Here is a 25,074-nt window from a genome sequence, read left to right as displayed (position 1 = left end):
TTGCCATGCCGACCAGAACCCTTGCGATAGATACCGTGGAAGAGAACAAGTCTGGAAGTCTGATAGAGGGGTTTTATTGGTCTGCCCTCAATATGGGCTTCACCCAGGGGAGCACGTTTTTAGCAGCCATCCTGATCGCGCGGATGCTTGGAAAGGAGGATTTCGGAAAGTTCGCGATTCTCTACGGTACGTTGTTGATGGTATCAAGTATCGCCCAACTTTCCATCGGAACGACGGCAACCAAATTTGTGGCGGAGTCTCTTCCGCACAATAAGGGTCGGGCAGGCCGGATCTTGGGGCTTTCTGCGTCGTTTGCCCTTGTGTCTGGTTGCATTGCCTCCGCGACTCTTGCCGCCCTGGGTCCATTCGTTGCTCACCGAATGCTGTATGCGCCTGAGATGGGCCAGCTGTTTTTTGTCTCTTCGGGGTTCGTGTTGTTTTCCGTGCTCGGCGCCTATCAGTTGGGGGCGGTGGTGGGGTTGCACGGGCAGAAGACCCTGGGAATCTTCGCGATGCCGGCGGGGTTGTTCCATGTCGGAGCACTGGTCTTGGGCGCCTTGGCATGGGGCCTTGCAGGAGTGGCGATCGGTCTGTTGGGAAGCGCCATATTCCGCTGGATCCTCCAAACCAATGTGTTGAAAAGTGAATCGACAAAGCGGGGCATTGTGCATGACATCCGCCATGCGTGGGACGAAAGGGCTGTACTGATAAGCTTTGCTCTGCCGGCGGCATTGGCGGGCCTCTCAACACTGCCGGCGCTGTGGATCGGACAAGTACTGCTGGCAACACATGCCACCGGATTTGAAGCGGTCGGCATTTATGCGGCAGGAAACAATCTGCGTACCATGATTCTGTTCCTTCCGCTCGCGCTCAACAGCGTCGGGACAGCGTTTCTGAACACCCATTGGGGAGCGAGAGATGCTGTGCGATATCGGAAAACGTTCTGGAAAAATCTCGGCCTGACGGCCGCGTTGCTCATCGCGGGTGTGGGGATCATCATCGCATTCGCTCCGCAAGCTCTGTCGGTATTCGGGCAGGATTTTCCCGGCCGTTCTGCGGAGTTGGTCGTGGCGCTCATGGCTTTGGCAGCCTTGCCCGAAGGCCTCGCCGTGTCCATCTATCAAATCATCCAGAGTCGGGCAAGAATGTGGACCTCTCTTTGGCTCGTCGCGATACCGCGGGATATCACGTTTGTCGCCCTCGCGTTCGTTCTTATTCCGTTGCACGGCGCGGTTGGTCTGGCATACGCGTATCTTTCCGCCCAACTGCTCTCTCTGTTGGCGGTCACGGGCATTGCATGGTTCATCGGGCTGAAGGTGACCAAAGCATCTCATGAATTCTGAACAATGGTCTTCAAACTCACCGCATCCGATGCCCATCGACCACGAGCAATGGCTCTCCGAACTGCATTTGTGCAATTTCGTGAATGCCTACTATCAGTACCGGGACCTTCGATCTCTAGGCGGAGGGAAGAGTCTGCTCATGGTGGGCCCAGGCCAGGGGATTGAGACCGCGATCCTTCGTTGGCAAGGATTTCAGGTCACAACGTTCGACATCGATGACAAGTTTCACCCTGATGTCGTCGGCAGCGTGCACGACATGGGAATGTTCCAAGCGGAGAGTTTCGACGCCGTCGTCGCCTCGCATGTCCTGGAGCATTTGCCTGTCACATATCTGGATCACGCCCTTGCGGAAATCGCGCGTGTCGGTCGATTCGCGCTGGTGTATTTGCCGGTGCATGGGAGGCATATCCAGTTTCGGCTCAAGCCCGGCTTCGGGGATATCGACAAGTCAGCGATCATTGATCTGTTCAACTATATGAAAAAGCCGACAGGCATGCAGGCGGACTACATGGCAGGCCAGCACTACTGGGAGGTCGGCATGCGAGGGTTTCGGCTTCATGATTTACTCGGGCGATTCGTCCAGTGGTTCGAGGTGCTTCAACATTATCGGAACAAGGATTGGTTGGCGAGTCACAACTTTGTCTTGAAGTCCCGCCATGCAGGGCGGAACGGGGGAGCGCCGTGAAGCCTGACGGAGGACGCAAGACGTCTCGTGGGTTTTGGGAGCAGTCCCATGGTGGGAAGATTCGGCTGCGTCTTCCGTCTCTTCTGAATGTAGGCACGCGGGATATTCTGCGCCTGCTCAGTCGTCGGATCCGTCCCGGAATGAGTGTCTTGGAAATCGGTTTCGCTCCGGGAAAACATTTGGCGTATGTCGCGAAGAACCTGGGGGGATGTGTGCATGGTGTCGACTATTCGGAACCGGGAGTCGTGATCGCTACGCAATTGTTTGCGGCGCTCGAGATCAAGGGAGAATTGAGATGCGAAGATGCATTTTCGGTTTCCTTCCCTCGAGGGTCCTTTGATTTCGTGTACAGCATCGGATTCGTGGAACACTTTGAAGACGCGCGTCCCATTGTTCGGCTTCACTTGGAGATGGCCAAGCCGGGCGGCAAGGTCATGATCGCGGTTCCCAACTACGGTGGGATCTACGGACATCTCCAGCGTCGGCTGGATCCGGACAACTTGGCGATCCACAATCTTGGGATTATGTCGGTTGCCGGACTGCAAGCCACTCTTCCCGAGGATCTCACGGCTGCCGCTGAAGCCTCTCCTGCCGGGTGTCTCTCACCGTGGCTCCTGAGTCTCGATCGATGGTTGCCGGCTGCTCCTGCGCGCCTGTTGTCACTGGGCGTCAATGCGGCGGGATTGATGCAGCCATTCGAGGTTGCTGTTGCCTCCCCCCTCCTGGTTCTGGATGTGACGCGCGCGCCGTCGTGATGAACATCCTCTACTCTTTCACAAAGGAGGGTGAAGAAGCGCGTATCTGGGAACGTGAGATCACCGCCGCGTCACATGGCGACGTGCGATTCATCACCTTCAACCATCGCCGCTATTTGGACCCGCAACAGTACGTGCGCGCTCAACTTCTCGATAATCTGTATTACGCCAGACATCCGGGGTTGATGGGTCTCTATCAGGACTTCACGCAATGCCTGGAAAAGCACAGGATCGATGCCGTGATCGTCGATACGATTTCGCCCTACCACCCTGATTTCCTCATGACGCTTCCCGTTTTCAAGGTGCTCAGGACCGGCGACGGGCCTCTGAGCGCGTATGATCGAGACTTCGCCTATCTGCATGCCTACGACCACGTTCTCTATCATAGTCGTGCGTATAGCCGCGACCTAACGATGGACCAAAAGCTCCGCTATTGTGGCGCAAAATCCATCGAGTTTTGGCCCCTCTGGCTGTTTGACGAGATGTACGACTCTTCGAAAGCCGAGGACGAATTATTCGCTCAGAAGCGCGATATCGATATCGTATTCGTGGGGGCGCTGTTCCCGAATAAGATGCCGCTGATCGCGCAGGTGAAAAAAGCATTTGGCTCGCGCTGCAAGATTTTCGGTCTTGCAGGCTGGAAGAAGAACGCCTATTTTAACGTGATGTATGGTTTCCCGGGTTGGGTGCGTCCGATCGCGACCCAAGCGTACGTTCCCCTCTATCAGCGCGCGAAGATCGGATTCAATGTGCACAATCGAGGCAAATATACGGTCGGCGGGTTCCGTCTCTTTGAGTTGCCCGCCAATGGAGTCATGCAGATTTCTGATGGTGACGAGTATTTGAAGGACTTCTTCGATGTGGGAAAGGAAATCGAAGGATATTCCGGCACGGACGAATTGATCGACAAGATTCGCTATTATCTCACGCATGAACAAGAGCGGATCCACATCGCCCGCAATGGTTTCAGGAGGGTCATGCAGGCGCACAGATTGAAAACGAGGCTGGCGCAAGCAGCCGACCTCATCGCGGCAAGGTTGGCCGGTATCGAAAATCCGTGCAGGCGGTAGGTGTGTGCCGCGATCCTAATCAAGCACCGTCTATGCTCAGATGTATTGCGCCGTTTGGTCATACATTCGCGCTGGTCACGATTGTGTATTCCCCTCCATGTCGATGCGCTGCTGACGGCCGGCTGACGGATTCATGCCATTGTCCAGACAAGTGAAGGTTTTGCACTGCATTCCAACGCTGGGTGGTGGAGGAGCAGAGCGTCAACTGTCGTATCTGACACCGGCGTTGTGCGCTCGTGGAGTCGACGTTCACGTTGCCGCCCTTTCTGGAGGTGTCAATGAATCAGCCATCAAACGGTCGAACGTCACGCTTCACCGGATCGCTTCATCGGGGAACCATGACCCGCGTATTGTGATCCGATTGTTACGGCTTGCGAGACGTATCAAGCCTGACCTTATTCAAACATGGATCCCTCAAATGGACGTTGTGGGTGGGGTCGTTGGCTGCCTGCTTGGAATCCCTCACGTGTTGACTGAGCGTTGTTCGGAAGAAGCCTACGGTTGGTCGTGGAAGAATGAACTGAGGCGGTGTTTCGGACGCCGGGCCGTGGCGGTTGTGGCGAATTCAGAATGGGGAAGGGCCTATTGGTCCACGCTCAGGTCGAAGCGGCCGACCGTAGTGATTCGGAATGGTGTTCCCGTGAAGGAAATTCTGTCCGCCGAGTCGAATCGGGTGCCGATTCCGAACACGGAGTCTTTGCCCAGGGTAGTCCTGGCGGCGGGACGATTCACCGAGCAGAAGAATTTCAGCCTGTTGCTGAGCGCGTTGGAAGAGATATTCCCCAGAGTGCCGGATTCCGTTGCGGTCATCTGCGGCGAAGGGCCAATGCGCGACGTGCTCGTCAGGCAAACGCAGGCGCATCCTTTTGCCGATCGGATACGCGTTCATGGGTTTGCTGAGAATCTGTGGGGGCTGTTGAAGGAGGCCAGCGTCTTCGTGTCACCCAGTTTGTTCGAGGGAAGTCCCAATACGGTCTTGGAGTCGATGGCGGCAAATTGTCCCCTGGTGGTATCGGAGATTCCGCCACACAGGGAAATCTTGGGGGAAGAGTCGGCACTCTTCGTCGACCCTCGTGACCCTCGAGCTCTCGCGAACGCCGTGTGCGCGGTACTTGAGGACGGTCGCGCAGCGAGGCGTCGAGCCGTTTGTGCAGCAAGTCGGGTCGCGCAGTTATCGGTGGAAAATTCGGCGGGGCAGTATCTGGCCCTGTACCAGTCCCTCGTCGGATCCGGTGGATCTCACATTGAAGACCTCGCTCATGAAGCGCGCTACGACAGAGTGGTATAACTGCCCGAACTGTTCCGGCAAGGGCGCCGCGCTCTCTGCGATCTCGGAGTCCGACGAAAGCGGAAGATCTTCGTCGAGCCTGTCTTGCTCGCGGTGCCGTACGGCGTTTCCGATTCTTGATGGAGTCCCTCGGTTCGTTCCTCCGGCGAATTATGCGGGCTCCTTCGGGTATCAATGGAACCTGCACCGTCGGGCGCAACTAGACAGCCATACGGGGCTGATGATTTCCAGCGCACGGTTGTTTAACGTGACGGGATGGTCTAAAGACCTCGAGGGTCAGAACGTTCTGGAGGCTGGGTCGGGAGCGGGACGGTTCACGGAGATCCTCCTGAAGACCGGGGCGACCGTCTTCTCATTCGACTATTCATCGGCGGTGGATGCCAATAGGCTCAATAACGGCTCCGCCGATAACCTTTGCCTGTTCCAAGCGGACATTCTTCGCATCCCGCTCCGACCGAGGGCGTTTGACAAGGTGCTGTGCCTGGGCGTCTTGCAGCATACGCCGGACCCCGGCCGTGCGTTCACGTCTTTGGCTCGTTGCGTGAAGCCAGGTGGGGAACTTGTCGTGGATGTGTACGCACGCCGGCTGACCGCGCTCGTGTCCTGGAAGTATCTGCTGCGGCCGATTACCAAGCGGATGGACCCGAGGCGTCTCCACGCCATCGTGGAGAACATGGTCGATCTGTCACTGCCCTTGGCGGGTTGGTTGCGGCGTCACGCGGGAGCGATCGGGGCTCGTCTGTTGCCCATCGTGGAGTACTCCCATCTGGGGCTTTCTCCGGACCTCAACCGCGAATGGGCGATCCTGGACACCTTCGACATGTACTCTCCCGCTCACGATCATCCGCAAAGCGGTGCAACGATACGGCAGTGGTTTCGCGACGCTGGCATGGAGCAGATCACCGTCTTCGATGGCCCCAACGGTGTCATCGGCAAAGGTCGATTGCCGCCGGCCGGGCAGAGGAGTTCAGCGCAACAATGTGCGGCATCGTCGGCATAGCTTCCCGGAGCAGCCCCGTGAACCTGGAGCGGCTTGCGCGCATGCGCGATGTCATGAGCCATCGCGGGCCGGACGATGCCGGGGTATGGTTGGCGGATAACACTTGTACGGCGTTGGCTCATCGAAGATTGGCGGTCATCGACCTCACGGCGGGAGGTCACCAGCCCATGCTGGACAAGAACAAAGACGTCTGTATCGTATTCAACGGAGAGATTTACAATTATCGCGAACTGCGTCGCGAACTCGAACAGGTCGGTCATCGGTTCATGACGACCAGCGATACGGAAGTCATTCTGTGCGCCTATCGGGAGTGGGGTCTTGAGTGCCTGCGCCGATTCAACGGCATGTTCGCGTTCGGAATGTATGACAAGACAAAACAACATCTCTTTCTGGCCAGAGATCGGGCGGGTGAAAAGCCGCTCTTTTACGCCCATCTTTCCGGTCGGCTGCTGTTCGCTTCCGAACTCAAGGCCCTCATGGCCGATCCAAGCTTTCCGCGAAAGATGGATGCGACAGCGCTCCAGTGCTACCTTGCGTACGGGTACGTGCCCGGCGATCGGTGCATCTTGGCCGGCGTGAAGAAACTTGAGCCTGGGGAGGCGCTGCTGTATGACGTGGCGACCGACCGCATTCGCACGTGGCGATACTGGAATCTTCCTCCCCCGCCGGACGGATTGACGCCGTCGGTTGAAGAATTAAGCGAAGAGTTGGAATCGATCCTGCTTGACGCGGTTCGGTTACGCATGATCGCCGACGTTCCTGTCGGGGTGTTGCTGAGTGGAGGCATTGATTCCAGCTTGATCACCGCCATGGCGGCGAGAGTGACGGCGACGACGGTGAAGACGTTCACGATTTCGTTCCCCGGTCATGGAACCTTCGATGAAGGGCCCTACGCCAAAATGGTGGCAAACCATTTTGGAACCGATCATCTGGAATTGGTGGCCGAACCCGCCTCCGTCAAGCTTTTGCCGGATCTGGCTCGGCAGTATGATGAACCGATGGCCGATTCCTCGATGGTCCCGATGTATTTAGTTTCACGGCTTGTGCGCCGGCATGCGACGGTGGCGTTGGGGGGAGATGGAGGGGATGAGCTGTTCGGCGGGTATCCCCATTACTCATGGATTCAGCGCCAAGAGCAGCTTCGTCGTCTCGTGCCGAAACCGCTGAGGGCCGCGATAGGGTATCTCGCTTCGGAATGGATGCCGGTGGGCCTGAGAGGCCGGAACCACCTGATCGGCGCCGCGGCTGATCTATCCATGAGTATCGCCCATGTGAACCTCTACTTCGATCGTGCGGCAAGAAAGCGTCTTCTCGCTCCTCTGCTGCGTGATGGAGGGATGCCTCTGGAGGAACCGGAGCAATATCGACAGCTTCTTTGCAATCCTGTGTATAGCGAATTGAGGCAAGCTTCCGAAGCGGATTTTCGGACGACGATGGTGGATGCCTATTTGGTCAAAGTAGATCGAGCGAGCATGTTGGCGTCGCTTGAGGTCCGTGTGCCGATGTTGGATCATAGGTTGGTCGAGTTTGCGTTCGGCAAGGTTCCGGACAGATTGAAAGCGACCGCTTCGGAGCGAAAAGTGTTGCTTCGTAGGCTGGCGAGTCGATTGTTGCCGACCGCGCTTGATCTCACGAGAAAACAGGGGCTCTCTCTTCCGCTCGCCTCGTGGCTCAAGGGGGAGTGGGGGCTCTTCATGCGGGATGTCTTGCGTGAAGCGGATCACCGGCTCTTCGACCCCGGCATGATCCGCTCGTTGCTGGAAGGACAGCAGCGAGGTTTCTCCAATACTGCTCGACTCTTTGCGTTGACCATGTTCGAGCTTTGGCGGCGAGAATACCATGTGCAGTTACCCGTGTGAGCGGACTGTGGGGGCGTCTCCTACGTCGAAGAGTGGGCCACTGAGTTGAAGGTTGTGATCAATGCCCTTTCCGCCAGACTTGGAGGAGGCCAAACCTATCTCATCAATCTTCTCCGGTGCATCCCCGCGCGTGAGGAGCTGGAAGTTATCATCCTGGGACCGAGCTCGCTCCGGGCGTCCATTGATCAGGTGAATCTTCGATGGCTCTTGCCGTCGTGGCCGCTGGAAAATCCCCTGGTCCGCACCATATGGGAACGATTCCGTCTTCCCGGTATCTTGCAAGAGCTTGGCGCTGACCTGTTGTTTTGCCCGGGCGGAGTCGTGGCGACGCCCGCTCCCAAGGGATGCAAGGTTGTGACGATGTTCCGAAATATGATTCCGTTCGACCCTGTCCAGCGTGCAAGGTATCCCCTGGGATATATGCGGGTGCGGAACTGGTTGTTGGAACGGAGCATGTTGCGCAGTATGATCCGTGCCGATCTCGTCATTTTCGTCTCCCAGTTCGCGAAGCAAGTGATCGAACGGCGCGCGCCTGGACGAATCGGACGATCAGCGGTGATTCCCCATGGCGTTGGGCCGGAGTTCAGGCCGGCTGATGCGCCGGCCGCACGTCCGTCATGGTTGCCGAAAGAGGCCTATCTGCTCTATGTGTCCACGTTCGATGTGTACAAAGCCCAAGTCCAGGTCGTTCGTGAGTTTGCTTTGCTGAAACAGCGGCGCGCGGGACAGGAGAGACTGGTTTTGGTGGGGTCTGATTCTCAAAATCCACAGTACGCGCAGGCCGTGCGCGATGAAATCCACGATTTGGGATTGGAGGGGCACGTCATCGTCCCTGGGCTGATTCCGTATCGAGAGCTTCCCGCGCTCTATCAACATGCCGCGGTCAACATCTTTGCGACGGAATCTGAAAATTGTCCGAACATACTACTGGAAGCGATGGCTGCCGGGCGTCCGGTCGTCTGCTCAAATTTTCCCCCGATGCCGGAGTTCGGGGGAGATGCCGTCAGTTATTTCGATCCGCGGAAGCCGAGTGATCTTGCCGCCAAGGTGAGTCAGGTCTTGGATGACCCATCGTTCAGTCGTTCCCTGGGAGCGAGCGCGGCGGCCCGTGCCTCCGACTACGACTGGGAAACCGCAGCCTCGTCCACATGGAAGCTCTTGCAATCGCTTGCATCCAAGGAGTGTCAGGTCGGATGAACCTGCGAATCCTCCTTGTTACCCAGTATTTCTGGCCTGAAAACTTCCGCATCAATGATTTGGTGCAGGGGCTTGTGAAGCTCGGGCATCAGGTGACGGTGTTGACGGGGAAGCCCAATTACCCTTCGGGGCTGATCTTTGACGGCTACTCATTGCTGGGGAGGAGCCGTGAAATGTTCGCCGGAGCGGAGGTGATTCGCGTCCCTTTAGTGCCGCGCGGCAACGGAGGGTCCGTGCGGCTTGTCTTCAATTTCTTTTCTTTCGCCTTGTTGGCCAGCGTGCTCGGTCCTGTATACTGTCGCGGTACCTTCGATGTCGTATTTGTCTACGAGCCTTCTCCTATCACGGTGGCGTTGCCGGGCTTGGTCATGAAGGCGGTGAAGCAGGCACCGATGGTATTATGGGTACAGGATCTTTGGCCTGAGAGCCTGTCGGCCATAGGGGCGGTGAAGTCACAATGGGCCCTCGACAGAGTGGCCTCTCTGGTTTCCTTCATCTACAACGGTTGCGACCGCATACTCGTGCAGTCACGGGCTTTTGTTGATCGTGTGCAGAAACTCGGAGCTGATCCCGCCCGTATTTTGTATTATCCGAACAGCGCGGAAGAACTCTATCGACCGGTTTCACGGGATGCGGCGTCGGTTCCCTGCCGGCTTCCGGAAGGCTTCCGTGTCATGTTTGCCGGCAATATCGGCGCGGCCCAATCGTTCGAGACCATTTTGGATGCCGCTGAAAAATTGCGCGACCATCGCGCGATCCATTGGTTGATTCTCGGTGACGGCCGCCAATTCAATTGGGTGCAGGCGGAGGTGGTTCGGCGAGGCCTCGTTCAATGCGTGCATGTGCTGGGACGGCATCCGATCGAGTCTATGCCGGAATGGTTCGCACAGGCGGATGTGCTTCTGGTGACCCTCAAGAAAGATCCTATTTTCGCGTTGACGATTCCTTCCAAGGTCCAATCCTATATGGCCTGCGGCCGCCCGATTCTGGCCTCATTGGAAGGCGAGGGAGCCCGCATCGTCGAGGAAGCTCACGCCGGAATGGTGGTGGCCCCTGAAGACGCCCCGGCTCTGGCCGAGGCGGTGCTCAAGCTGTCGCTGATGTCTTCGTCGGACAGAGAGATCATGGGACAGAACGGAAGATGCTATTTTCTTCAAGAGTTTGAAAGGAACAATCTGCTCACTCGTCTGGATGGCTGGATGAAGGAGTTAGCGGGGGAAGCACAGAGATGCGCATCTTGATCCTTGGCGGAGACGGGATGTTGGGGCATCAACTCTTACGCCATTTCATGGGGAGTCATGATGTCCGTGTCACGCTCAGGCTCGGCAGAGAGGCCTATGGAGCGTACGGACTGTTCGAACCAGGAATAGCCTGTTATGGAGTGGACGTGAAGCACATGGACGCGCTGGTGCAAGTTATGGCGGAATTCAGACCGGAGGCGGTGTTGAATGCCGTGGGCGTGATCAAGCAAAGGTCCGAGGCCAAGGCCGTTATTTCAAGCCTGGAAATCAATTCGCTCCTGCCCCATCGGTTGGCGCTTCTTTGTCGGACGATCGGGGCGAGACTCATTCACTTCAGTACGGATTGCGTGTTTTCTGGACGGAGAGGCAATTATCGAGAAGCCGATCAGCCGGACGCGGAGGATATCTACGGTCGGACCAAGTTATTGGGCGAAATATCCGAGCCGCATTGTCTGACACTGCGTACGTCGATGGTCGGGCCGGAGCTTTCACGGAAGACCGGGCTGCTGGAGTGGTTTCTTGCGCAGCGAGGGCGGACGGTGAAAGGGTTTGCCAAGGCTATCTTCTCGGGATTTCCTACCAGCGAACTCGCGCGCATCGTGGGCCTGGTTCTGACGGACGTTCCGGCGATTCACGGCCTGTACCACGTCGCGGCGCTGCCCATCAGCAAGTATGACCTCCTGACCCTCGTCCGAGACCGGCTTCAGGTCCCTGTCACGATCGAACGCGATATGGCATTTGAGTGTGACCGAAGCCTCGATGCGTCTCGCTTTCATCGGGATACGGGATACTCGCCTCCTGCGTGGGACGCCATGATCGATGACATGGCCCGTCATATGACAGAAAGGGTTGCATGATTCTGACGGACAAGACCATTCTGGTGACCGGCGGCACCGGCTCCATGGGCAAGAAACTGGTGCATCGACTGCTCACCGGTGAGTTGGGAACCCCCAAGAAGGTGATCGTCCTGTCTCGGGATGAAGCCAAGCAGCATGAGATGAGGATGTCCTATCTCCACAGGCAGGTGACGACCGACGAGGTGATTTTCAATAACTTCATGAATGTGTTGGAGTTCAGGATCGGCGATGTGCGTAGGTACGAGGATGTCTGTTCTGCCGTGAAGCAGGCCGACGTCGTGATCAATGCCGCGGCGCTCAAGCAAGTTCCGACCTGCGAATACTTTCCCTTGCAAGCCGTTTTGACCAACTGCCTGGGGGCTTCCAATATCGTTCGCGCGATTGAGGAGCAGGGATACCCCGTAGGAACGGTCATCGGGATCAGCACCGATAAAGCGTGCAAGCCGGTGAATGTGATGGGCATGACCAAGGCCGTGCAGGAACGCATATTGGTGGCCGCCAATATCTTGAACCCTCGCACCCGCTTCGTCTGCGTCCGGTATGGGAATGTCCTTGCGTCCAGAGGATCGGTCATCCCTCTCTTTCACGATCAGATCAAGAACGGAGGGCCGGTGACGATTACATCGCCGGAAATGACACGGTTTCTGCTCAGCCTGGACGATGCCGTGGATACCGTCTTTGCCGCCTTACGGGATGCAAGACGAGGGGAGACCTACATTCCCCGTGCTCCGTCGGCCACGGTCATGAATATCGCGCGCGCATTGGTCGGGCCGCGGGACCTCTCCATCAAAACAATCGGAATTCGTCCCGGTGAGAAGCTTCATGAGATTTTGATCTCGGAGGAAGAAATCCATCACTGTGTCCGGCGGGGAGCCTATTACGCCATTCAACCCATGCTTCCCGAGTTGAGGCAGGACTCGGCATCCGAGTCCAATGCGTTGGTCAAAGAATATAGTTCAGGAGACGAGGTTCTCGATCTTGCCGGCACGACCGCGTTGCTCAAGAAGCATCGCCTTATGGTTGAAGATGGTGATCCGGGCGACGGCGTCGAGCTTCTGCGCTAGCCGCACCGGTTGCGTCATGCTCGGACCTATTCATTTATGACGTCGATGAAAATCATGACGGTCGTCGGGACTCGTCCCGAGGTCATCAAGTTATGTCGAGTCATCGGGAAGCTCGATCGGCATGCTCGCCATGTTCTCGTCCATACCGGGCAGAATCACGATTATGAATTGAACCAGATCTTTTTCGATCAGCTCGAGATCAGAAAACCAGACCATTTTCTCAACGTCGTGGGCGCGACATTGGGAGAGACGTTGGGGAATGTATTAGCGCGGGCCTACGACGTCATGGTGACGGAACGGCCGGATGCCCTCCTCCTGTTGGGGGATACGAATAGTTGCCTCGCCGCGATCGTCGCCAAGCGTTTGAAGATTCCCATCTTCCATATGGAAGCGGGTAATCGATGTTTCGACCAGCGCGTTCCCGAAGAGCTGAATCGCAAGATCGTCGATCATCTCAGCGACATCAACCTCACGTACAGCGATCATGCCCGTGAGTATCTCCTCCGGGAGGGACTGTCACCGGATCGAGTGATCAAGACCGGTAGTCCGATGTATGAGGTGCTCTCCCATCATCGAGATCACATCGATCGGTCGGATGTGCTGACGCGGCTGCGATTGACCCCCTTGGAGTACTTTGTGGTCAGTGCCCATCGAGAGGAAAATGTCGATTCGGATCGGCATGTGCGTCGACTGGTCGATCTGCTTCATGGGATTGCCGAGACGTACGGGAAGCGGATTGTGTTCTCCGTTCATCCGCGTACGCAATCGCGGATCGATTCCGCTGCCGTCAGCCTGCCCGCATTGGTTGAGCTCCATAAGCCGTTCGGGTTCTTCGACTACGTGAGTTTGCAGCGTCAGGCCCATGCCGTGATCTCGGATAGCGGCACGATCACGGAAGAGTCGTCCATCCTCAATTTCCCCGCAATCAATATCCGTGAGGCCCACGAGCGTCCGGAAGGCATGGAGGAAGGGGCCGTGATGATGACGGGGCTTGACCGCACGCGTGTCTTGCAGGCGTTGGCAATCGTGGAGACGCAGTCTCGTGGGGCGCAGCGACTGTTACGGATCGTGAGCGATTACGATGTCGCCAACGTGTCCGAGAAGGTCGTTCGCATCATTCTCAGCTATATCGATTACGTGAATCGACTTGTCTGGCACAAGTGAACGGGTATTCGGCGGACTGTGGCTGGCCAAATTCTGGTGACAGGAGCTAACGGGTTTGTGGGCTTGGCGCTCTGCCGTTTCCTGCGGAACTCCGGATGTCTGGTCAGAGGGGCAGTGCGAGAGACGGCGAGGGGCTCTTCTCATGACCGTTCGACGCGGGACGGCATTGAATGGGTAGTCCTGCACGATCAATCCGGCGGGGAGGAGACAAGGCAGAAGCTGAGGGGGGTGGAGGTGATCGTTCACCTGGCTGCGCGAGTCCATGTCATGGCCGACACTTCAGCCGATCCCCTTCATGCATTTCGGAAGGTCAACGTGGTCTGGACCGAACGGTTGGCGCGGGCAGCGACCGCTGAGGGGATTCGTCGGTTCGTGTACATGAGCTCGATCAAGGTGAACGGCGAACAGAGCAGGGTCCCGTTTACCGAACGGGACCCTCCGAATCCGCAAGACCCATATGGTCTGTCTAAGTGGGAGGCCGAACAGGCCCTCGCGACGGTGTCGTCTCAGACGGGCCTGGAGACCGTTGTGATTCGGTCGCCGCTTGTCTACGGGCCCGGCGTCGGGGGGAATTTTCTGCAACTCCTGCAGGTTTTGGGAAAAGGGATTCCGCTGCCGCTCGCAGGAGTGGAAAATCGCCGCAGTCTGATTTATCGAGAAAACCTGGTCGATGCCCTCTCCCGCTGCGTCCACCACCAGGCGGCTAGAGGGCAGACCTATCTCGTCAGCGATGGGGAAGATCTCTCCACTCCCGAATTGCTTCGGCGACTCGGCAAGGCCCTGAGCGTGTCAGTATGTCTCTGGCCATTGCCGCTCTCGATGCTCGATGGTATCGGACAACTCGTCGGCAAACAGGTCGTGGTTGACCGGCTGCTCAGATCGCTCCCGGTCGACTCGTCGAAAATCCGAAAAGAGTTGGACTGGCATCCTCCTTTTTCCGTCGACCAAGGTTTTGCGGCGACGGCGGACTGGTTCCGCGCTGAAGCAACGAACCGAGTCATGGCTTCATGACAGGGCGTGCGATGCGGCATCGGCCATTGCCCCTGTTCGTCGCGCCGTCATACAGTTACGATCAGCGCGAGGCGTTCGTTCGCACAGGCAGTGACAAGTCATGACTATAGTTCAAGCGCATAACAGAAGCCGAAAATGATGGTTGCCTTTCCTGCTGTCATCGCCTTTGTCGTCGCGTGGTGGCTGACGGGTAGGCTTTGTTCACCGGGATCGTACTTGTCCATTCTCGCTCTCCCCAATGATCGAACATTGCATTCTAGGCCGACCCCGCAGACGGGAGGAGTGGCTATTATCGCCAGCGTGGTCATCAGTCTTATCGCCGCCGCGAGTGTGTTCGCCATCACGCAGCCGTCGAAGGTGCTGTTGCCGAAAGGAGTGGCCTCGGGGAGTCTCTGGATCGTACTGGCCATGCTCCTCGTCTTCGTGGTGTCGTTCATCGACGACTGTATCGGTCTTCGCGCCAGTCTCCGCCTGGGCGTGCAAGCCGTCGCCGCGATCATCATCGTCGGGGGTGTCGGACTGGCTCTGTCCTCGGTTCCGTTGCCGGGAGGCTCGCTGATACCCATGGGATTCGCGGCGGTTCCGGTGAGCGCCCTCTTCTTGATCTGGATGGCGAACCTCTACAACTTCATGGATGGCATGGACGGTTTTTCCGGCGGGATGACGGCTATCGGCTTCGGATTTCTGGCCTATTTTGGATGGGAGGCCGGATCTCCTGTCATGCTCATGATCGCCGTATTTGTCTCCATGAGCGCGCTGGGGTTTCTCGTCCATAATTTTCCGCCGGCTCGCATCTTCATGGGCGATGCCGGGAGCATCACGCTTGGCTTCTTAGCGGGAACGTTGATGCTCTTAGGTGTTCGCGATGGGATATTTGAGTTTTGGGTTCCCATCATCCTCTTTTCCTCGTTCATCTTGGATGCGACAGTGACGGTGCTCAGACGAGCGTTTCGCGGTGAGAGGATTTGGGAGGCTCATCGCCAACACTATTATCAGCGGCTGGTGTTGAATGGGTGGAGCCATCGCCGGACCGTACTTGCAGAGTATGGAGTGATGCTGCTCTGCGGAGGACTGTCCGTTCTGTATCATCACTCGACCGACAATGGGAAGCTCGCCATTCTTGGGGCATGGCTGGCCGTGTTTCTTGTCTTGGGGAGCCTCGTGAAGTGGTTGGAGCGAAGACAAGCAGTTTCTCATTCCGTTCGGAGCGCAAAGACGGAAAGCGATGTACACGTGCAGGCGGAGTCAGCCGAAGGGTCCCAGAGAGTAACCGTCAAAACATAGCGTAACCGTGTATGATCCCCCCGATCCAACCGCGAGTTCTCAGAAGGTGAGGTAGAGCCGCCGTTGCAGGCTTCTCGGTTCCAACGACACGGGTGTGCTTCCCTTAGGTCGCGACGCGATCAGGAGGGAATTCAGCCTGTGCAATTGGCCGGTACGGTTGTCGAAGACATGCGTCCCTCGTCTCAAAACGCTTTGCTGGTTTTCGTCCATACGTGATGGACTGGCGGCTTGACAGGCTCCAGCCACAGGCGAGACGAGCCGCGGGTTGGACGGCAACCGCGCTTGGATTCACCATTCCGCTGTGGGTAGTGGCGGACGGTGTTCTTGTCGTGCTGCTTGGTCTGTGTTGGCTAGCCGGTGGAGAATGGCGGGAGCGGCTTCGTCGAGTCGCCGCGAACCCTGTCGCATTGAGCGCATTGTTGTTGTTCGGGTGGTTGCTGGCGGGATCCTTATGGGGATTGGGGTCGCTCGATGAACGATTGCTCGCCGTGAAGAAATACGCCGATCTCCTGCTGATCCCCCTCTTGATTTCGATGGCGGTTGATGTGCAAGAGCGAAATCGCGCGATCTTGTTCTTGGGGATCTCGTTGGTTGTGACCTTGGTCTTGTCGCTCGTGTTGGGTTCGGGAGCGCTTCAGACCGGCTGGGTGATCGGTTGTGATCCCTCCAACCCCTGCGTATTCAAGAGACACATCACTCATAACGTGCTGATGGCGTTCGGCGCCCTGCTGTTTGCCGTCTTGGCCTGGAGAGCTTGCGACAAACGAGCACGATGGGGGTGGGCGCTTGTCTCACTTTTGGCCGCGAGCAATGTCGTGCTGATGGTGCAGGGCCGAACCGGTTATGTGGTGCTTGCCGGACTGACTGTGTTGGCGCTCCACGCGGCATTCGGCTGGCGAGGCGTGGCAGGAGCCGTCACGACCCTCGTGCTCGCATTCGGCGGAGCCTATCAGGTCTCGACCAGTTTCCATGATCGAGTGCATCTGACGCTGTCCAATGTGACACAAGGGATCTCCGCCAGTGGAGATGTGGCGACACAGGAACGTGCAGAGTTTTATCAATACACGGTGAAAATCATCGAGGATCATCCCCTGATGGGCGTCGGGACCGGTGGATTTGCGCAGGCGTACGCGGTGTATGCGAAACAAGCGGGCGTGCTGGTTCCTAGTCACCCTCACAGTCAATACCTTTTTATCACGGCCCAAGTCGGAGTCGTCGGGTTTGGTCTGTTGCTCTGGCTTTTTTTGCAGCAGTGGCGATCGACGCCCCTGGTCGGAGATGTGACCTATGGGTTGCTGGCAAAGGGTTTGGTGCTCATCATGGCGGTCGGGTGCCTGTTCAACGATTTGCTCCTTGATCATACCGAGAAGCTGCTGTACTGCTGGTTTTCCGGGTTGATGTATTCCGTGGCTGATTCACGAGTAGGAACGAAGCTATGAGTGTTTCGGCCTACATCATCGCCTACAACGAAGCGAAGAAGATCGCCGATACCATCAACAGCGTGCTGTGGGCCGACGAAATCATCGTGGCCGATTCCGCCAGTACCGACGAGACGGCGCGGATCGCGCTGGACTTGGGAGCCCGCGTCGTCCAGGTTCCGTTCCAGGGATTCGGCCACCTGCGAAATCAAGCCATCAAAGCCTGCACGCACGAGTGGATTTTCAGTCTCGACACGGACGAACAGTGCACGCCGGAGGTCCGTGATGAAATCTTCATGATTCTTTCCGGAACTCCCGCGCACGACGCCTATCTTGTGCCGAGGCGGAATTATTTCATGGGTCGCTGGATCAAACATTCCGGCTGGTATCCGAATTTTCGACAACCTCAATTGTTCAGAAAAGGATCCATGAAATACGTGGAATCTCCCGTCCACGAAGGGTATGAATTGCTGACCGCCAAACCGGTCGGTCGGCTGGAGCACGCGATTTGGCAGATCCCGTTCAGGGACTTCGAAGAGGTCGTTAAAAAGGCCAACCGGTATTCGTCGCTTGGGGTGCTGAAGCTCGCCGACCGACGAGTGTCGATGGGGACCGCGTTGTGTCACGGCATCTGGTCGTTCCTCAAGCATTATGTCGCGAAGCGAGGGTTCCTGGACGGTTGGCCGGGCTTTGTCATTGCCTTCGGAAATTTCGAAGGAACGTTTTATCGGTATGCCAAACGGTTCGAACAGCAAGAGAGGTGGGCGCTCCCCAAACAGGCGCCGCTTCACCGCCGCGGCGACGCGCCATCGAAATGAAAACAGCGGTAATCGTGACGACGTACAATCGTCCTGATGCGCTGGCGGTTGTATTGGAAGGCTACCGTGGCCAAAGCGATCAAGATTTTGAGCTTGTGGTCGCGGATGACGGATCGAAAGCGGAAACCGCCGAGATCGTGCGACAATTTGTGCGGCACGCACCGTTCCCGTTGACGCATATCTGGCACGAAGACCGTGGATTTCGGGCCGCCGCCATCCGCAATCGCGCCGTCGCATCGACGGAGGCCGACTACGTGGTATTCACGGATGGCGACTGTGTTCCCTCGCGCCATTTCGTGCGTGTCCATAAACTACTGGCCGAGCCAGGGTACTTCCTCGGATCGAATCGTGTGTTGCTCTCGGCCCGGTTGACGAGCCGTGTCTTGCGCCGGCGGCTGCCGATCCATGCGTGGAGCGGAATCGATTGGATGCAGTCCTGGTTTCGGCGCGACGTCAATCGGGTGCTCCCGTTGATACGACTGCCCGATGGTCCGTTTCGGAAATGGATGCCGGATCGTTGGGAAGGCATTAAGACCTGCAATCTTTCGGCATGGCGGACAGACTTGATCCGTGTGAATGGACTGGACGAATCCTACGAAGGGTGGGGGCTGGAAGATTCCGACTTGGTGATTCGGTTTCTCCATGCCGGCGTGAAACATAAGAATGCGCGTTTTGCCGCGACGGTGTTTCATTTATGGCATCCCGAGCAAGATCGCATGGGGCTCCCGGCCAATCAGAAACGGTTGGAGGGTCTGTTGCGGTCGACAACCGTGCGAGCCGCCATCGGTCTGGATCAGGGTGGTGGCCGCTGATGTCGATCGGCGATGCGCTCTGATGAGATTGCTGGTTATGAAATGAAGCGGGACATACGAAGCGTACTGGTCGTCTGTACGCGCCGGATCGGAGATGTCCTGTTGGCGACGCCGGTCGTGCGATCGCTCAAGCGCGCGCATTCGGAAGCCGCCATCGACATGCTGGTGTTCGAAGGAACGCAGGATGCGGTGGCCGCCAATCCTGATGTCCACCGAGTCGTGGCGATCGCCGAACGTCCGAAGATCGGCCCGCATCTGGCGCTGCTTCGTTCGCTCTGGCGCCGATACGACCTCGCCCTGTCGGTTTTGGCGGGTGACCGTCCGACGGTTCATGCCTGGGCCGCCGGACGATATCGCGTAGGCACGCTATTGGACGACAGGAAATCGTGGTGGAAACGAAGGCTGCTCCATGAGTGGGTCCCCTTTGACAATATCCATACCCATACCGTCGCCATGAATCTTCGGCTGCTCGCGCCGTTGCAGATTAAGCCGTTCGGAACACCTGTTGTGAGTTGGACGCATGAACATGAAGAATCAGTTCATCGCTTGGTTCCTCGAATGCGTGATTCTCGGCGATACGCAGTGTTCCATGTGTCGCCCAAGTTTGCCTATAAGACCTGGACCGTCGAAGGATGGGTGGCGCTTGGGCGGTGGTTGATCGACCAGGGAGTGATGGTAGTCGTGACAGGCGTGGAATCAGCCGAGCAGAGGTATTGTGAACGTGTCATCCATGGGCTGCCGGATGCGGTGAATCTCGGCGGTCTTTTGACATTACCGGCGCTCGGCTACCTGCTCAGCCGCGCGGCCCTCTATGTCGGGACGGATACGGCCGTCAGTCATATGGCAGCCGCGGTCGGCGCGCCGGCCGTGGTGTTGTTCGGACCGTCAAATCCGGTGAAGTGGGGACCCTGGCCGAAGGATTTCCCGCCGACAACGCAGAGTCCATGGCGGAGGCAGGGATCCCAGCGACAGGGGAATGTGTTTCTGCTTCAAGGAGAAGGCGATTGCGTGCCGTGCCTGGCTGAAGGCTGCGATCGCCACATCAACAGTTTGAGCGACTGTCTACAGCACCTATCCGTCGGCCGTGTCATCGCGGCAGCCGAGTCCATGTTGACAGGGGAACATCAACGGATGCCGGGTGCGATTGCGGAGGTGTCCCGCTCGTGAGGCACATGACGATCAGGCTCTTTCATCGGACGGCGGATCGATATGGAGAACTGGTGCGTGGCTATCGCTCCCTGTTGGTGGTCGGGGTTCAGCTCGGTCTCATCGTCGCCGCGAACCTTTCGGCGTTTGAGTTGCGTTTTGATGCGGAGATTCCAGCGTCGTACGATCGCCTGATGTGGAGATATCTGCCCGGTCTTGTCCTTGTATTCGGAAGCAGTTTTTGGGTGTTCGGGATTCAACGGGGATTGTGGCGCTATGTCGGCCTTCATGATTTCGGGCGAATTTTTGCGGCGTCATTCACCGCCGCGATCACGTTTTATGGCTTGTGCCACCTGATCTTAGGATGGGCCGAATATCCGCGGTCGGTCATCATTTTGACCGGACTGCTTACCGGTCTCTACCTTGCCGGGATTCGGGTGGCCGTGCGGTGGTTTCGGGAATGGCTCCGACTTGTGGGGACGACGGCGCGGCGTGTGTTGATTATCGGTGCGGGGCATGCGGGAGAACTGCTGGCGAGGGACATCTTGTCGGACGCAGGCTATAACAGCCGTCCGGTGGGGTTTGTGGACGATGATCCTATCAAGCGTCGAATGAAGATTCATGGAATCCCGGTCGTAGGCATGATCGCTGATATCAAGACGGCGGCGGAAACGTTGGAGGCGCACGAGATCATCGTCGCCATCCCTTCGGCGTCGACCACGGTCAAACAGAAAATTCTGGCGGCGTCGGAGGGCTGCACGGTTCCGATCAAGACCCTCCCCAATGTCAAACAGCTCTTGGGTGATCCAGTCTCTCTGCACCACGTGAGACCGATGAGTCTGGACGATTTGCTCCAGCGCGAGCCGATCCAGACGAATCTTCAAGAACTGTCTCCTCTCATCGCGGGAAAGAGGCTGCTTGTGACCGGCGCCGGAGGTTCGATCGGGGCGGAGCTCTGCCGGCAGATCGCGCGGTACGATCCCCAGTCGCTCGTCTTGTTCGAACGGTATGAAAATGCTCTTCATGCGCTCCTGCTGGAGTTGAAGACGGCGTTCCCCGCGCTGAAGATCGTCCCTGTCATCGGAGATGTCACGGTTCCCGACCGCGTGTCGGAGGTGTTCCAACAGGCCGGACCCGATATCGTGTTTCATGCCGCCGCGCACAAGCATGTTCCCCTGATGGAACTGAATCCGAAGGAGGCGATTCGCAACAATGTTCTCGGGACTCGCGTCGTCGCTGAAGCCGCTCTGAAAGCGGGAGTGGATCGATTCGTCTTGATTTCCACGGATAAGGCTGTGAATCCGTCGAGCATTATGGGAGCGACGAAGCGGATTGCCGAGCATGTGGTGCAGGAGTTCAATCGGACGGGCCTGACCAAGTTTACGGTCGTGCGGTTCGGCAATGTGTTGGGAAGCAACGGGAGTGTGGTGCCGCTGTTTTCCGAGCAAATCCGTAAGGGCGGTCCGGTGACCGTGACTCATCCGGAGATCAAGCGATTTTTCATGACCATTCCGGAGGCGGTGCAGCTGGTGCTGCAGGCGAGTGTCATGGGGCAGGGTGGAGAGGTCTTCGTTCTTGATATGGGGGAACAAATCAAAATCGTCGATCTGGCGAGAAATATGATCGTACTGGCCGGTCTGGTCCCCAACAAGGATATTCAGCTGGTGTTTACCGGCCTGCGGTCGGGAGAGAAGTTGTATGAAGAACTGTTTGAGGACGGCGAGCAAGTCGCGCCGACGACCCATCCGAAGATTCATCGAGCCGGAGGCGCCCCGGTCTCGACAGGCGAATTGGATGACTGGTTGGAGTCGTTGGAGGGCAATCTTCCGAAATGTGATGAAGACACGCTGCTGCACGATCTCAAACGGCTTGTGCCGAGTTTCGACTCGGCGCCGATTCAACGGGTGTCCGATAGGCGCTGATGCCACCGATCCACGTCGTTCACGCCTCGTCCGATTGCGGCGCATAAGGCTCACAAGAGGAAGATGAGTATTCTGGTCACCGGCGGAGCCGGGTTTATCGGCGCCAACTTCGTTCTCGACTGGCTGGCGCAACAGGATGAGCTCATCATCAACCTTGATAAGCTCACCTATGCAGGCAATCTGGAGAATCTTGCCGGCTTGGAGAGGGATGCGCGGCATGTCTTCGTGCGAGGCGATATCGGCGACACCGCGCTTGTCGGACGCCTGTTGCACGAGCGCCGGCCTCGCGCCGTCATCAATTTCGCCGCCGAAACCCATGTGGATCGCTCCATCCATGGCCCCGGAGATTTCATACAGACCAACATCGTCGGCACCTTTCGCTTGCTGGACTCCGTACGGGCCTATTGGGATGGACTGGACAGGGATTCCCGGCAACGTTTCCGTTTTCTGCACGTATCCACCGACGAGGTCTACGGCTCTCTAGAAAAAGACGATCCGGCGTTCAGCGAAATCCATCGCTACGAACCCAGTAGTCCCTATTCGGCCAGCAAAGCTGCCAGTGATCACCTGGTGCGCGCGTACCACCACACCTACGGGCTGCCGGTGCTCATCACCAACTGCTCCAACAACTACGGCCCGTACCACTTCCCGGAAAAACTTATCCCGCTGATCATCCACAACGCGCTGGCCGGCAAATCGTTGCCGATTTACGGTGACGGCCGACAAATCCGTGACTGGCTCTATGTCAAAGACCACTGCAGCGCCATACGGCTGGTGCTCGAAGCCGCGCGTGTGGGTGAAACCTATAACGTCGGCGGCAAGAATGAAAAGACCAATCTCGACGTTGTCCATGCTCTTTGCGACATTCTGGATGAGCTGCGCCCCTTGAATCCGACGAGTGGCGAGCGGCAGGCAGGCAGGACTACGTACCGCTCGTTAATCACCTTTGTGAAAGATCGTCCGGGTCATGATCGCCGCTATGCGATCGACGCGAGTAAACTCGAGCGCGAGCTGGGCTGGAAACCTCGGGAAACCTTCGAAACCGGCCTCAGCAAGACGGTCGCGTGGTATCTGGCGAACCAGCGTTGGGTGGCCAACGTGACCAGCGGAGCATACCGTGACTGGCTTCGTCGGCAATATGGGGCCGGAGCGGAATGAGGATACTCTTAACCGGCAAGGACGGCCAGGTGGGGTTTGAATTGCAGCGGGCGCTGGCTCCCCTCGGTGAAGTCCGCGCGGTGGATCGGCCTGCGTGTGATTTGTCCGACGTCGAGGCTATTCGCGCGCTCGTCAGGACGTACCATCCCGATGTGATCGTCAATCCCGCAGCCTATACCGCAGTGGACAAAGCAGAATCAGAGCCCGAGCTGGCGCATGCCATCAACGCCGTTGCTCCCGGAGTGCTGGGAGAAGAAGCGGCCAAACGGGACGCATGGGTTGTGCATTATTCCACCGACTATGTGTTCGATGGCGCCAAGCCGGGCGCTTATACCGAAGATGATCCGACGAACCCGCACAGTGTCTATGGGCGAACCAAACGCGACGGCGAGATCGCGCTACAGGCCAGCGGGGCGCGCCACGTGATCTTTCGAACGAGCTGGGTGGTCGGGGCGCACGGCAGCAACTTTGCGAAAACCATTCTGCGATTGGGCGCTGAACGAGAAAGTTTGAATGTGGTGGCGGATCAATATGGCGCGCCGACTTCCGCCGCCTTGCTCGCTGATGTGACGGCTCAGTTGGTTCGGCAAAGACAGCGCGAGGGAGACGGACACTTTCCTTTCGGCTTGTATCATCTTGTGCCCGGCGGGGAGACGAACTGGTGTGACTATGCCCGATTTGTTGTGTCAGAGGCTCGTGCCGTCGGCAGATCGCTGAAGCTCTCGGCGGACGGCATTCGAGCGATTTCCTCGTCGGACTATCCTACCGCCGCTGCACGCCCCGCCAATTCACGGTTGGATACCCGCAAGCTGCGAGGTCATTTTGATCTGGAATTACCTGACTGGCAGAGCGGTGTCCGGCACATTCTCCATCAGATTCTGGCCGATGGTAAGTCGGAAGTATTAAATGGCACGTAGTACATGGGCATGTTCACCGCTTGGCAGTGACCAGTAATGGGGAAACCATACGAACACCTGGAAACATGATGACTCAACTCACGACCGACCAGTCCCCCCGTCCCAGAAAAGGCATCATCCTCGCCGGCGGCGCAGGGAGCCGCTTGCATCCGGCCACACTGGTGATCAGCAAACAGTTGCTGCCGGTGTTCGACAAGCCGATGATCTATTACCCGCTGAGCACGCTCATGCTGGCCGGAATCCGGGATATCCTCATTATTTCCACGCAGCAGGATACGCCACGTTTTGAACAGCTTCTGGGAAGCGGGAACCAGTGGGGATTGAACATTCACTATGCCGTGCAACCGTCACCCGAAGGCCTGGCGCAAGCGTTCATCATCGGAGAGCCTTTCATCGGAGAAGATCTTTCCGCCCTGGTCTTGGGCGATAACATCTTTTACGGACACGATTTCCACCGCTTGCTGGGCTATGCCATGGCCCGAGCCGACGGCGCAACGGTGTTCGCCTATCACGTCCAGGACCCCGAGCGCTACGGAGTCGCCGAATTCGATTCGAACGGCAAGGTGTTGTCGCTGGAAGAAAAACCCAAGCAGCCGAAGTCCAACTATGCCGTGACCGGTCTCTATTTCTACGACCAACGGGTCGTCCGCCTGGCCAAGAGTCTGACGCCTTCCGCGCGAGGTGAACTGGAAATTACCGATTTAAACCGCTTGTATCTGAAGCAAGGGGCGCTCAATGTCGAAATCATGGGACGAGGTAATGCCTGGCTGGACACCGGGACACATGAGTCCTTGCTTGAAGCCAGCCAGTTCATCGCCACGCTGGAAAATCGCCAAGGTTTGAAGGTGGCCTGTCCGGAAGAAATCGCCTACAGACAACAGTGGATAGATGCGGCTCGACTCAAACAGCTGGCACAGCCTCTCCTGAAAAATGGATATGGGAAATACTTGCTGCGTGTACTTGAAGAACAAGTCTTCTGATGGCCGTGGCGTCGGGTGAGAATCCAGAGGTGGTTTTGCGCATGCCAAGATATTCAGCGACGAATGAAGGTTCTTCTCCGAACGT

At 57.5% G+C, this 25,074-nt stretch carries 22 protein-coding genes; all 22 read left to right on the top strand.

Translation table 11 applies throughout. From position 1 onward, the window contains the following. Positions 1 to 5: 5 nt before the first annotated feature. The 22 genes from COMA2_RS10680 (at position 6) to rfbA (ending at position 24,989) form a co-directional block, all read left to right on the top strand. Complete coding sequence (locus COMA2_RS10680; RefSeq protein WP_090897598.1) at positions 6 to 1,343, top strand: oligosaccharide flippase family protein; 1,338 nt, start codon at positions 6 to 8, stop codon at positions 1,341 to 1,343. Beyond that, the gene (locus tag COMA2_RS10675; RefSeq protein ID WP_090897595.1) at positions 1,333 to 2,028 is read left to right on the top strand and encodes a class I SAM-dependent methyltransferase; all 696 of its coding nucleotides are present in this window, start codon (positions 1,333 to 1,335) and stop codon (positions 2,026 to 2,028) included. The genes COMA2_RS10680 and COMA2_RS10675 overlap by 11 nt, the downstream gene beginning before the upstream one ends. Beyond that, complete coding sequence (locus COMA2_RS10670; protein ID WP_090897592.1) at positions 2,025 to 2,783, top strand: class I SAM-dependent methyltransferase; 759 nt, start codon at positions 2,025 to 2,027, stop codon at positions 2,781 to 2,783. The genes COMA2_RS10675 and COMA2_RS10670 overlap by 4 nt, the downstream gene beginning before the upstream one ends. Beyond that, positions 2,783 to 3,853 carry a glycosyltransferase family protein gene (locus COMA2_RS10665; RefSeq protein ID WP_175304534.1) on the top strand — a complete coding sequence of 357 codons (1,071 nt, stop codon included), beginning with the start codon at positions 2,783 to 2,785 and terminating at the stop codon, positions 3,851 to 3,853. The genes COMA2_RS10670 and COMA2_RS10665 overlap by 1 nt, the downstream gene beginning before the upstream one ends. A 133-nt stretch (positions 3,854 to 3,986) precedes the next feature. Further along, positions 3,987 to 5,141, top strand: a complete 1,155-nt coding sequence (locus COMA2_RS10660; protein WP_090897586.1) for a glycosyltransferase — start codon at positions 3,987 to 3,989, stop codon at positions 5,139 to 5,141. Continuing rightward, positions 5,113 to 6,141 (top strand): class I SAM-dependent methyltransferase, encoded by a 1,029-nt coding sequence (locus COMA2_RS10655; protein WP_090897583.1) that lies wholly within the window; start codon positions 5,113 to 5,115, stop codon positions 6,139 to 6,141. The genes COMA2_RS10660 and COMA2_RS10655 overlap by 29 nt, the downstream gene beginning before the upstream one ends. A gap of 17 nt (positions 6,142 to 6,158) precedes the next feature. Continuing rightward, positions 6,159 to 8,000, top strand: a complete 1,842-nt coding sequence (gene asnB, locus COMA2_RS10650) for an asparagine synthase (glutamine-hydrolyzing) (RefSeq protein ID WP_217490708.1) — start codon at positions 6,159 to 6,161, stop codon at positions 7,998 to 8,000. A gap of 54 nt (positions 8,001 to 8,054) precedes the next feature. After that, complete coding sequence (locus COMA2_RS10645; RefSeq protein WP_175304533.1) at positions 8,055 to 9,197, top strand: glycosyltransferase family 4 protein; 1,143 nt, start codon at positions 8,055 to 8,057, stop codon at positions 9,195 to 9,197. Next, a complete protein-coding gene (locus COMA2_RS10640; protein WP_217490707.1) occupies positions 9,194 to 10,438 on the top strand; it encodes a glycosyltransferase family 4 protein in 1,245 nt (414 codons plus the stop codon). Before COMA2_RS10645 ends, COMA2_RS10640 begins: the two co-directional genes overlap by 4 nt. Continuing rightward, positions 10,426 to 11,295, top strand: a complete 870-nt coding sequence (locus COMA2_RS10635; protein ID WP_090897574.1) for a dTDP-4-dehydrorhamnose reductase family protein — start codon at positions 10,426 to 10,428, stop codon at positions 11,293 to 11,295. Before COMA2_RS10640 ends, COMA2_RS10635 begins: the two co-directional genes overlap by 13 nt. After that, positions 11,292 to 12,359, top strand: coding sequence for a polysaccharide biosynthesis protein (locus COMA2_RS10630; RefSeq protein WP_090897571.1), 1,068 nt, complete (start codon positions 11,292 to 11,294; stop codon positions 12,357 to 12,359). The genes COMA2_RS10635 and COMA2_RS10630 overlap by 4 nt, the downstream gene beginning before the upstream one ends. A 36-nt stretch (positions 12,360 to 12,395) precedes the next feature. Continuing rightward, positions 12,396 to 13,523 (top strand): non-hydrolyzing UDP-N-acetylglucosamine 2-epimerase, encoded by a 1,128-nt coding sequence (wecB, locus tag COMA2_RS10625; protein ID WP_090897570.1) that lies wholly within the window; start codon positions 12,396 to 12,398, stop codon positions 13,521 to 13,523. An 18-nt stretch (positions 13,524 to 13,541) separates the two neighbouring features. After that, complete coding sequence (locus COMA2_RS10620; RefSeq protein ID WP_217490706.1) at positions 13,542 to 14,534, top strand: NAD-dependent epimerase/dehydratase family protein; 993 nt, start codon at positions 13,542 to 13,544, stop codon at positions 14,532 to 14,534. A 135-nt stretch (positions 14,535 to 14,669) separates the two neighbouring features. After that, complete coding sequence (locus COMA2_RS10615; protein WP_090897567.1) at positions 14,670 to 15,818, top strand: MraY family glycosyltransferase; 1,149 nt, start codon at positions 14,670 to 14,672, stop codon at positions 15,816 to 15,818. A gap of 215 nt (positions 15,819 to 16,033) precedes the next feature. Then, entirely contained in the window at positions 16,034 to 17,257 is a 1,224-nt protein-coding gene (locus COMA2_RS10610) for an O-antigen ligase family protein (RefSeq protein WP_090897565.1), read from the top strand. Then, positions 17,254 to 18,054, top strand: coding sequence for a glycosyltransferase family 2 protein (locus COMA2_RS10605; RefSeq protein WP_090897562.1), 801 nt, complete (start codon positions 17,254 to 17,256; stop codon positions 18,052 to 18,054). The genes COMA2_RS10610 and COMA2_RS10605 overlap by 4 nt, the downstream gene beginning before the upstream one ends. After that, the gene (locus COMA2_RS10600) at positions 18,051 to 18,866 is read left to right on the top strand and encodes a glycosyltransferase family 2 protein (RefSeq protein ID WP_090897561.1); all 816 of its coding nucleotides are present in this window, start codon (positions 18,051 to 18,053) and stop codon (positions 18,864 to 18,866) included. Before COMA2_RS10605 ends, COMA2_RS10600 begins: the two co-directional genes overlap by 4 nt. A 12-nt stretch (positions 18,867 to 18,878) precedes the next feature. Beyond that, a complete protein-coding gene (locus tag COMA2_RS10595) occupies positions 18,879 to 20,033 on the top strand; it encodes a glycosyltransferase family 9 protein (protein ID WP_090897558.1) in 1,155 nt (384 codons plus the stop codon). Between the two features lie 5 nt (positions 20,034 to 20,038). Further along, on the top strand, positions 20,039 to 21,934 hold the full coding sequence (locus COMA2_RS10590; protein WP_090897556.1) for a polysaccharide biosynthesis protein: 1,896 nt from the start codon (positions 20,039 to 20,041) through the stop codon (positions 21,932 to 21,934). Between the two features lie 63 nt (positions 21,935 to 21,997). Beyond that, positions 21,998 to 23,092 carry a dTDP-glucose 4,6-dehydratase gene (rfbB, locus tag COMA2_RS10585; RefSeq protein WP_090897553.1) on the top strand — a complete coding sequence of 365 codons (1,095 nt, stop codon included), beginning with the start codon at positions 21,998 to 22,000 and terminating at the stop codon, positions 23,090 to 23,092. Further along, on the top strand, positions 23,089 to 24,009 hold the full coding sequence (gene rfbD, locus COMA2_RS10580; RefSeq protein ID WP_090897552.1) for a dTDP-4-dehydrorhamnose reductase: 921 nt from the start codon (positions 23,089 to 23,091) through the stop codon (positions 24,007 to 24,009). Before rfbB ends, rfbD begins: the two co-directional genes overlap by 4 nt. Positions 24,010 to 24,074: 65 nt before the next feature. Beyond that, a complete protein-coding gene (gene rfbA, locus COMA2_RS10575; protein ID WP_342672613.1) occupies positions 24,075 to 24,989 on the top strand; it encodes a glucose-1-phosphate thymidylyltransferase RfbA in 915 nt (304 codons plus the stop codon). The last annotated feature ends 85 nt before the right edge of the window (positions 24,990 to 25,074 follow it).

Source organism: Candidatus Nitrospira nitrificans, from assembly GCF_001458775.1.
In the GTDB taxonomy this organism is placed as follows: domain Bacteria; phylum Nitrospirota; class Nitrospiria; order Nitrospirales; family Nitrospiraceae; genus Nitrospira_D; species Nitrospira_D nitrificans.
Note: the sequence above shows the minus strand (reverse complement) of the source record. Positions and strands in the feature narration are given on the sequence as shown.

Coding starts and splice junctions, on each gene's coding strand:
- COMA2_RS10680 (WP_090897598.1), top strand. CDS start 6: ATGCCGACCAGAACCCTTGCGATAGATACCGTGGAAGAGAACAAGTCT.
- COMA2_RS10675 (WP_090897595.1), top strand. CDS start 1,333: ATGAATTCTGAACAATGGTCTTCAAACTCACCGCATCCGATGCCCATC.
- COMA2_RS10665 (WP_175304534.1), top strand. CDS start 2,783: ATGAACATCCTCTACTCTTTCACAAAGGAGGGTGAAGAAGCGCGTATC.
- COMA2_RS10660 (WP_090897586.1), top strand. CDS start 3,987: ATGCCATTGTCCAGACAAGTGAAGGTTTTGCACTGCATTCCAACGCTG.
- COMA2_RS10655 (WP_090897583.1), top strand. CDS start 5,113: ATGAAGCGCGCTACGACAGAGTGGTATAACTGCCCGAACTGTTCCGGC.
- COMA2_RS10640 (WP_217490707.1), top strand. CDS start 9,194: ATGAACCTGCGAATCCTCCTTGTTACCCAGTATTTCTGGCCTGAAAAC.
- COMA2_RS10635 (WP_090897574.1), top strand. CDS start 10,426: ATGCGCATCTTGATCCTTGGCGGAGACGGGATGTTGGGGCATCAACTC.
- COMA2_RS10630 (WP_090897571.1), top strand. CDS start 11,292: ATGATTCTGACGGACAAGACCATTCTGGTGACCGGCGGCACCGGCTCC.
- wecB (WP_090897570.1), top strand. CDS start 12,396: ATGACGTCGATGAAAATCATGACGGTCGTCGGGACTCGTCCCGAGGTC.
- COMA2_RS10615 (WP_090897567.1), top strand. CDS start 14,670: ATGATGGTTGCCTTTCCTGCTGTCATCGCCTTTGTCGTCGCGTGGTGG.
- COMA2_RS10610 (WP_090897565.1), top strand. CDS start 16,034: ATGGACTGGCGGCTTGACAGGCTCCAGCCACAGGCGAGACGAGCCGCG.
- COMA2_RS10605 (WP_090897562.1), top strand. CDS start 17,254: ATGAGTGTTTCGGCCTACATCATCGCCTACAACGAAGCGAAGAAGATC.
- COMA2_RS10600 (WP_090897561.1), top strand. CDS start 18,051: ATGAAAACAGCGGTAATCGTGACGACGTACAATCGTCCTGATGCGCTG.
- COMA2_RS10595 (WP_090897558.1), top strand. CDS start 18,879: ATGCGCTCTGATGAGATTGCTGGTTATGAAATGAAGCGGGACATACGA.
- COMA2_RS10590 (WP_090897556.1), top strand. CDS start 20,039: ATGACGATCAGGCTCTTTCATCGGACGGCGGATCGATATGGAGAACTG.
- rfbB (WP_090897553.1), top strand. CDS start 21,998: ATGAGTATTCTGGTCACCGGCGGAGCCGGGTTTATCGGCGCCAACTTC.
- rfbD (WP_090897552.1), top strand. CDS start 23,089: ATGAGGATACTCTTAACCGGCAAGGACGGCCAGGTGGGGTTTGAATTG.
- rfbA (WP_342672613.1), top strand. CDS start 24,075: ATGATGACTCAACTCACGACCGACCAGTCCCCCCGTCCCAGAAAAGGC.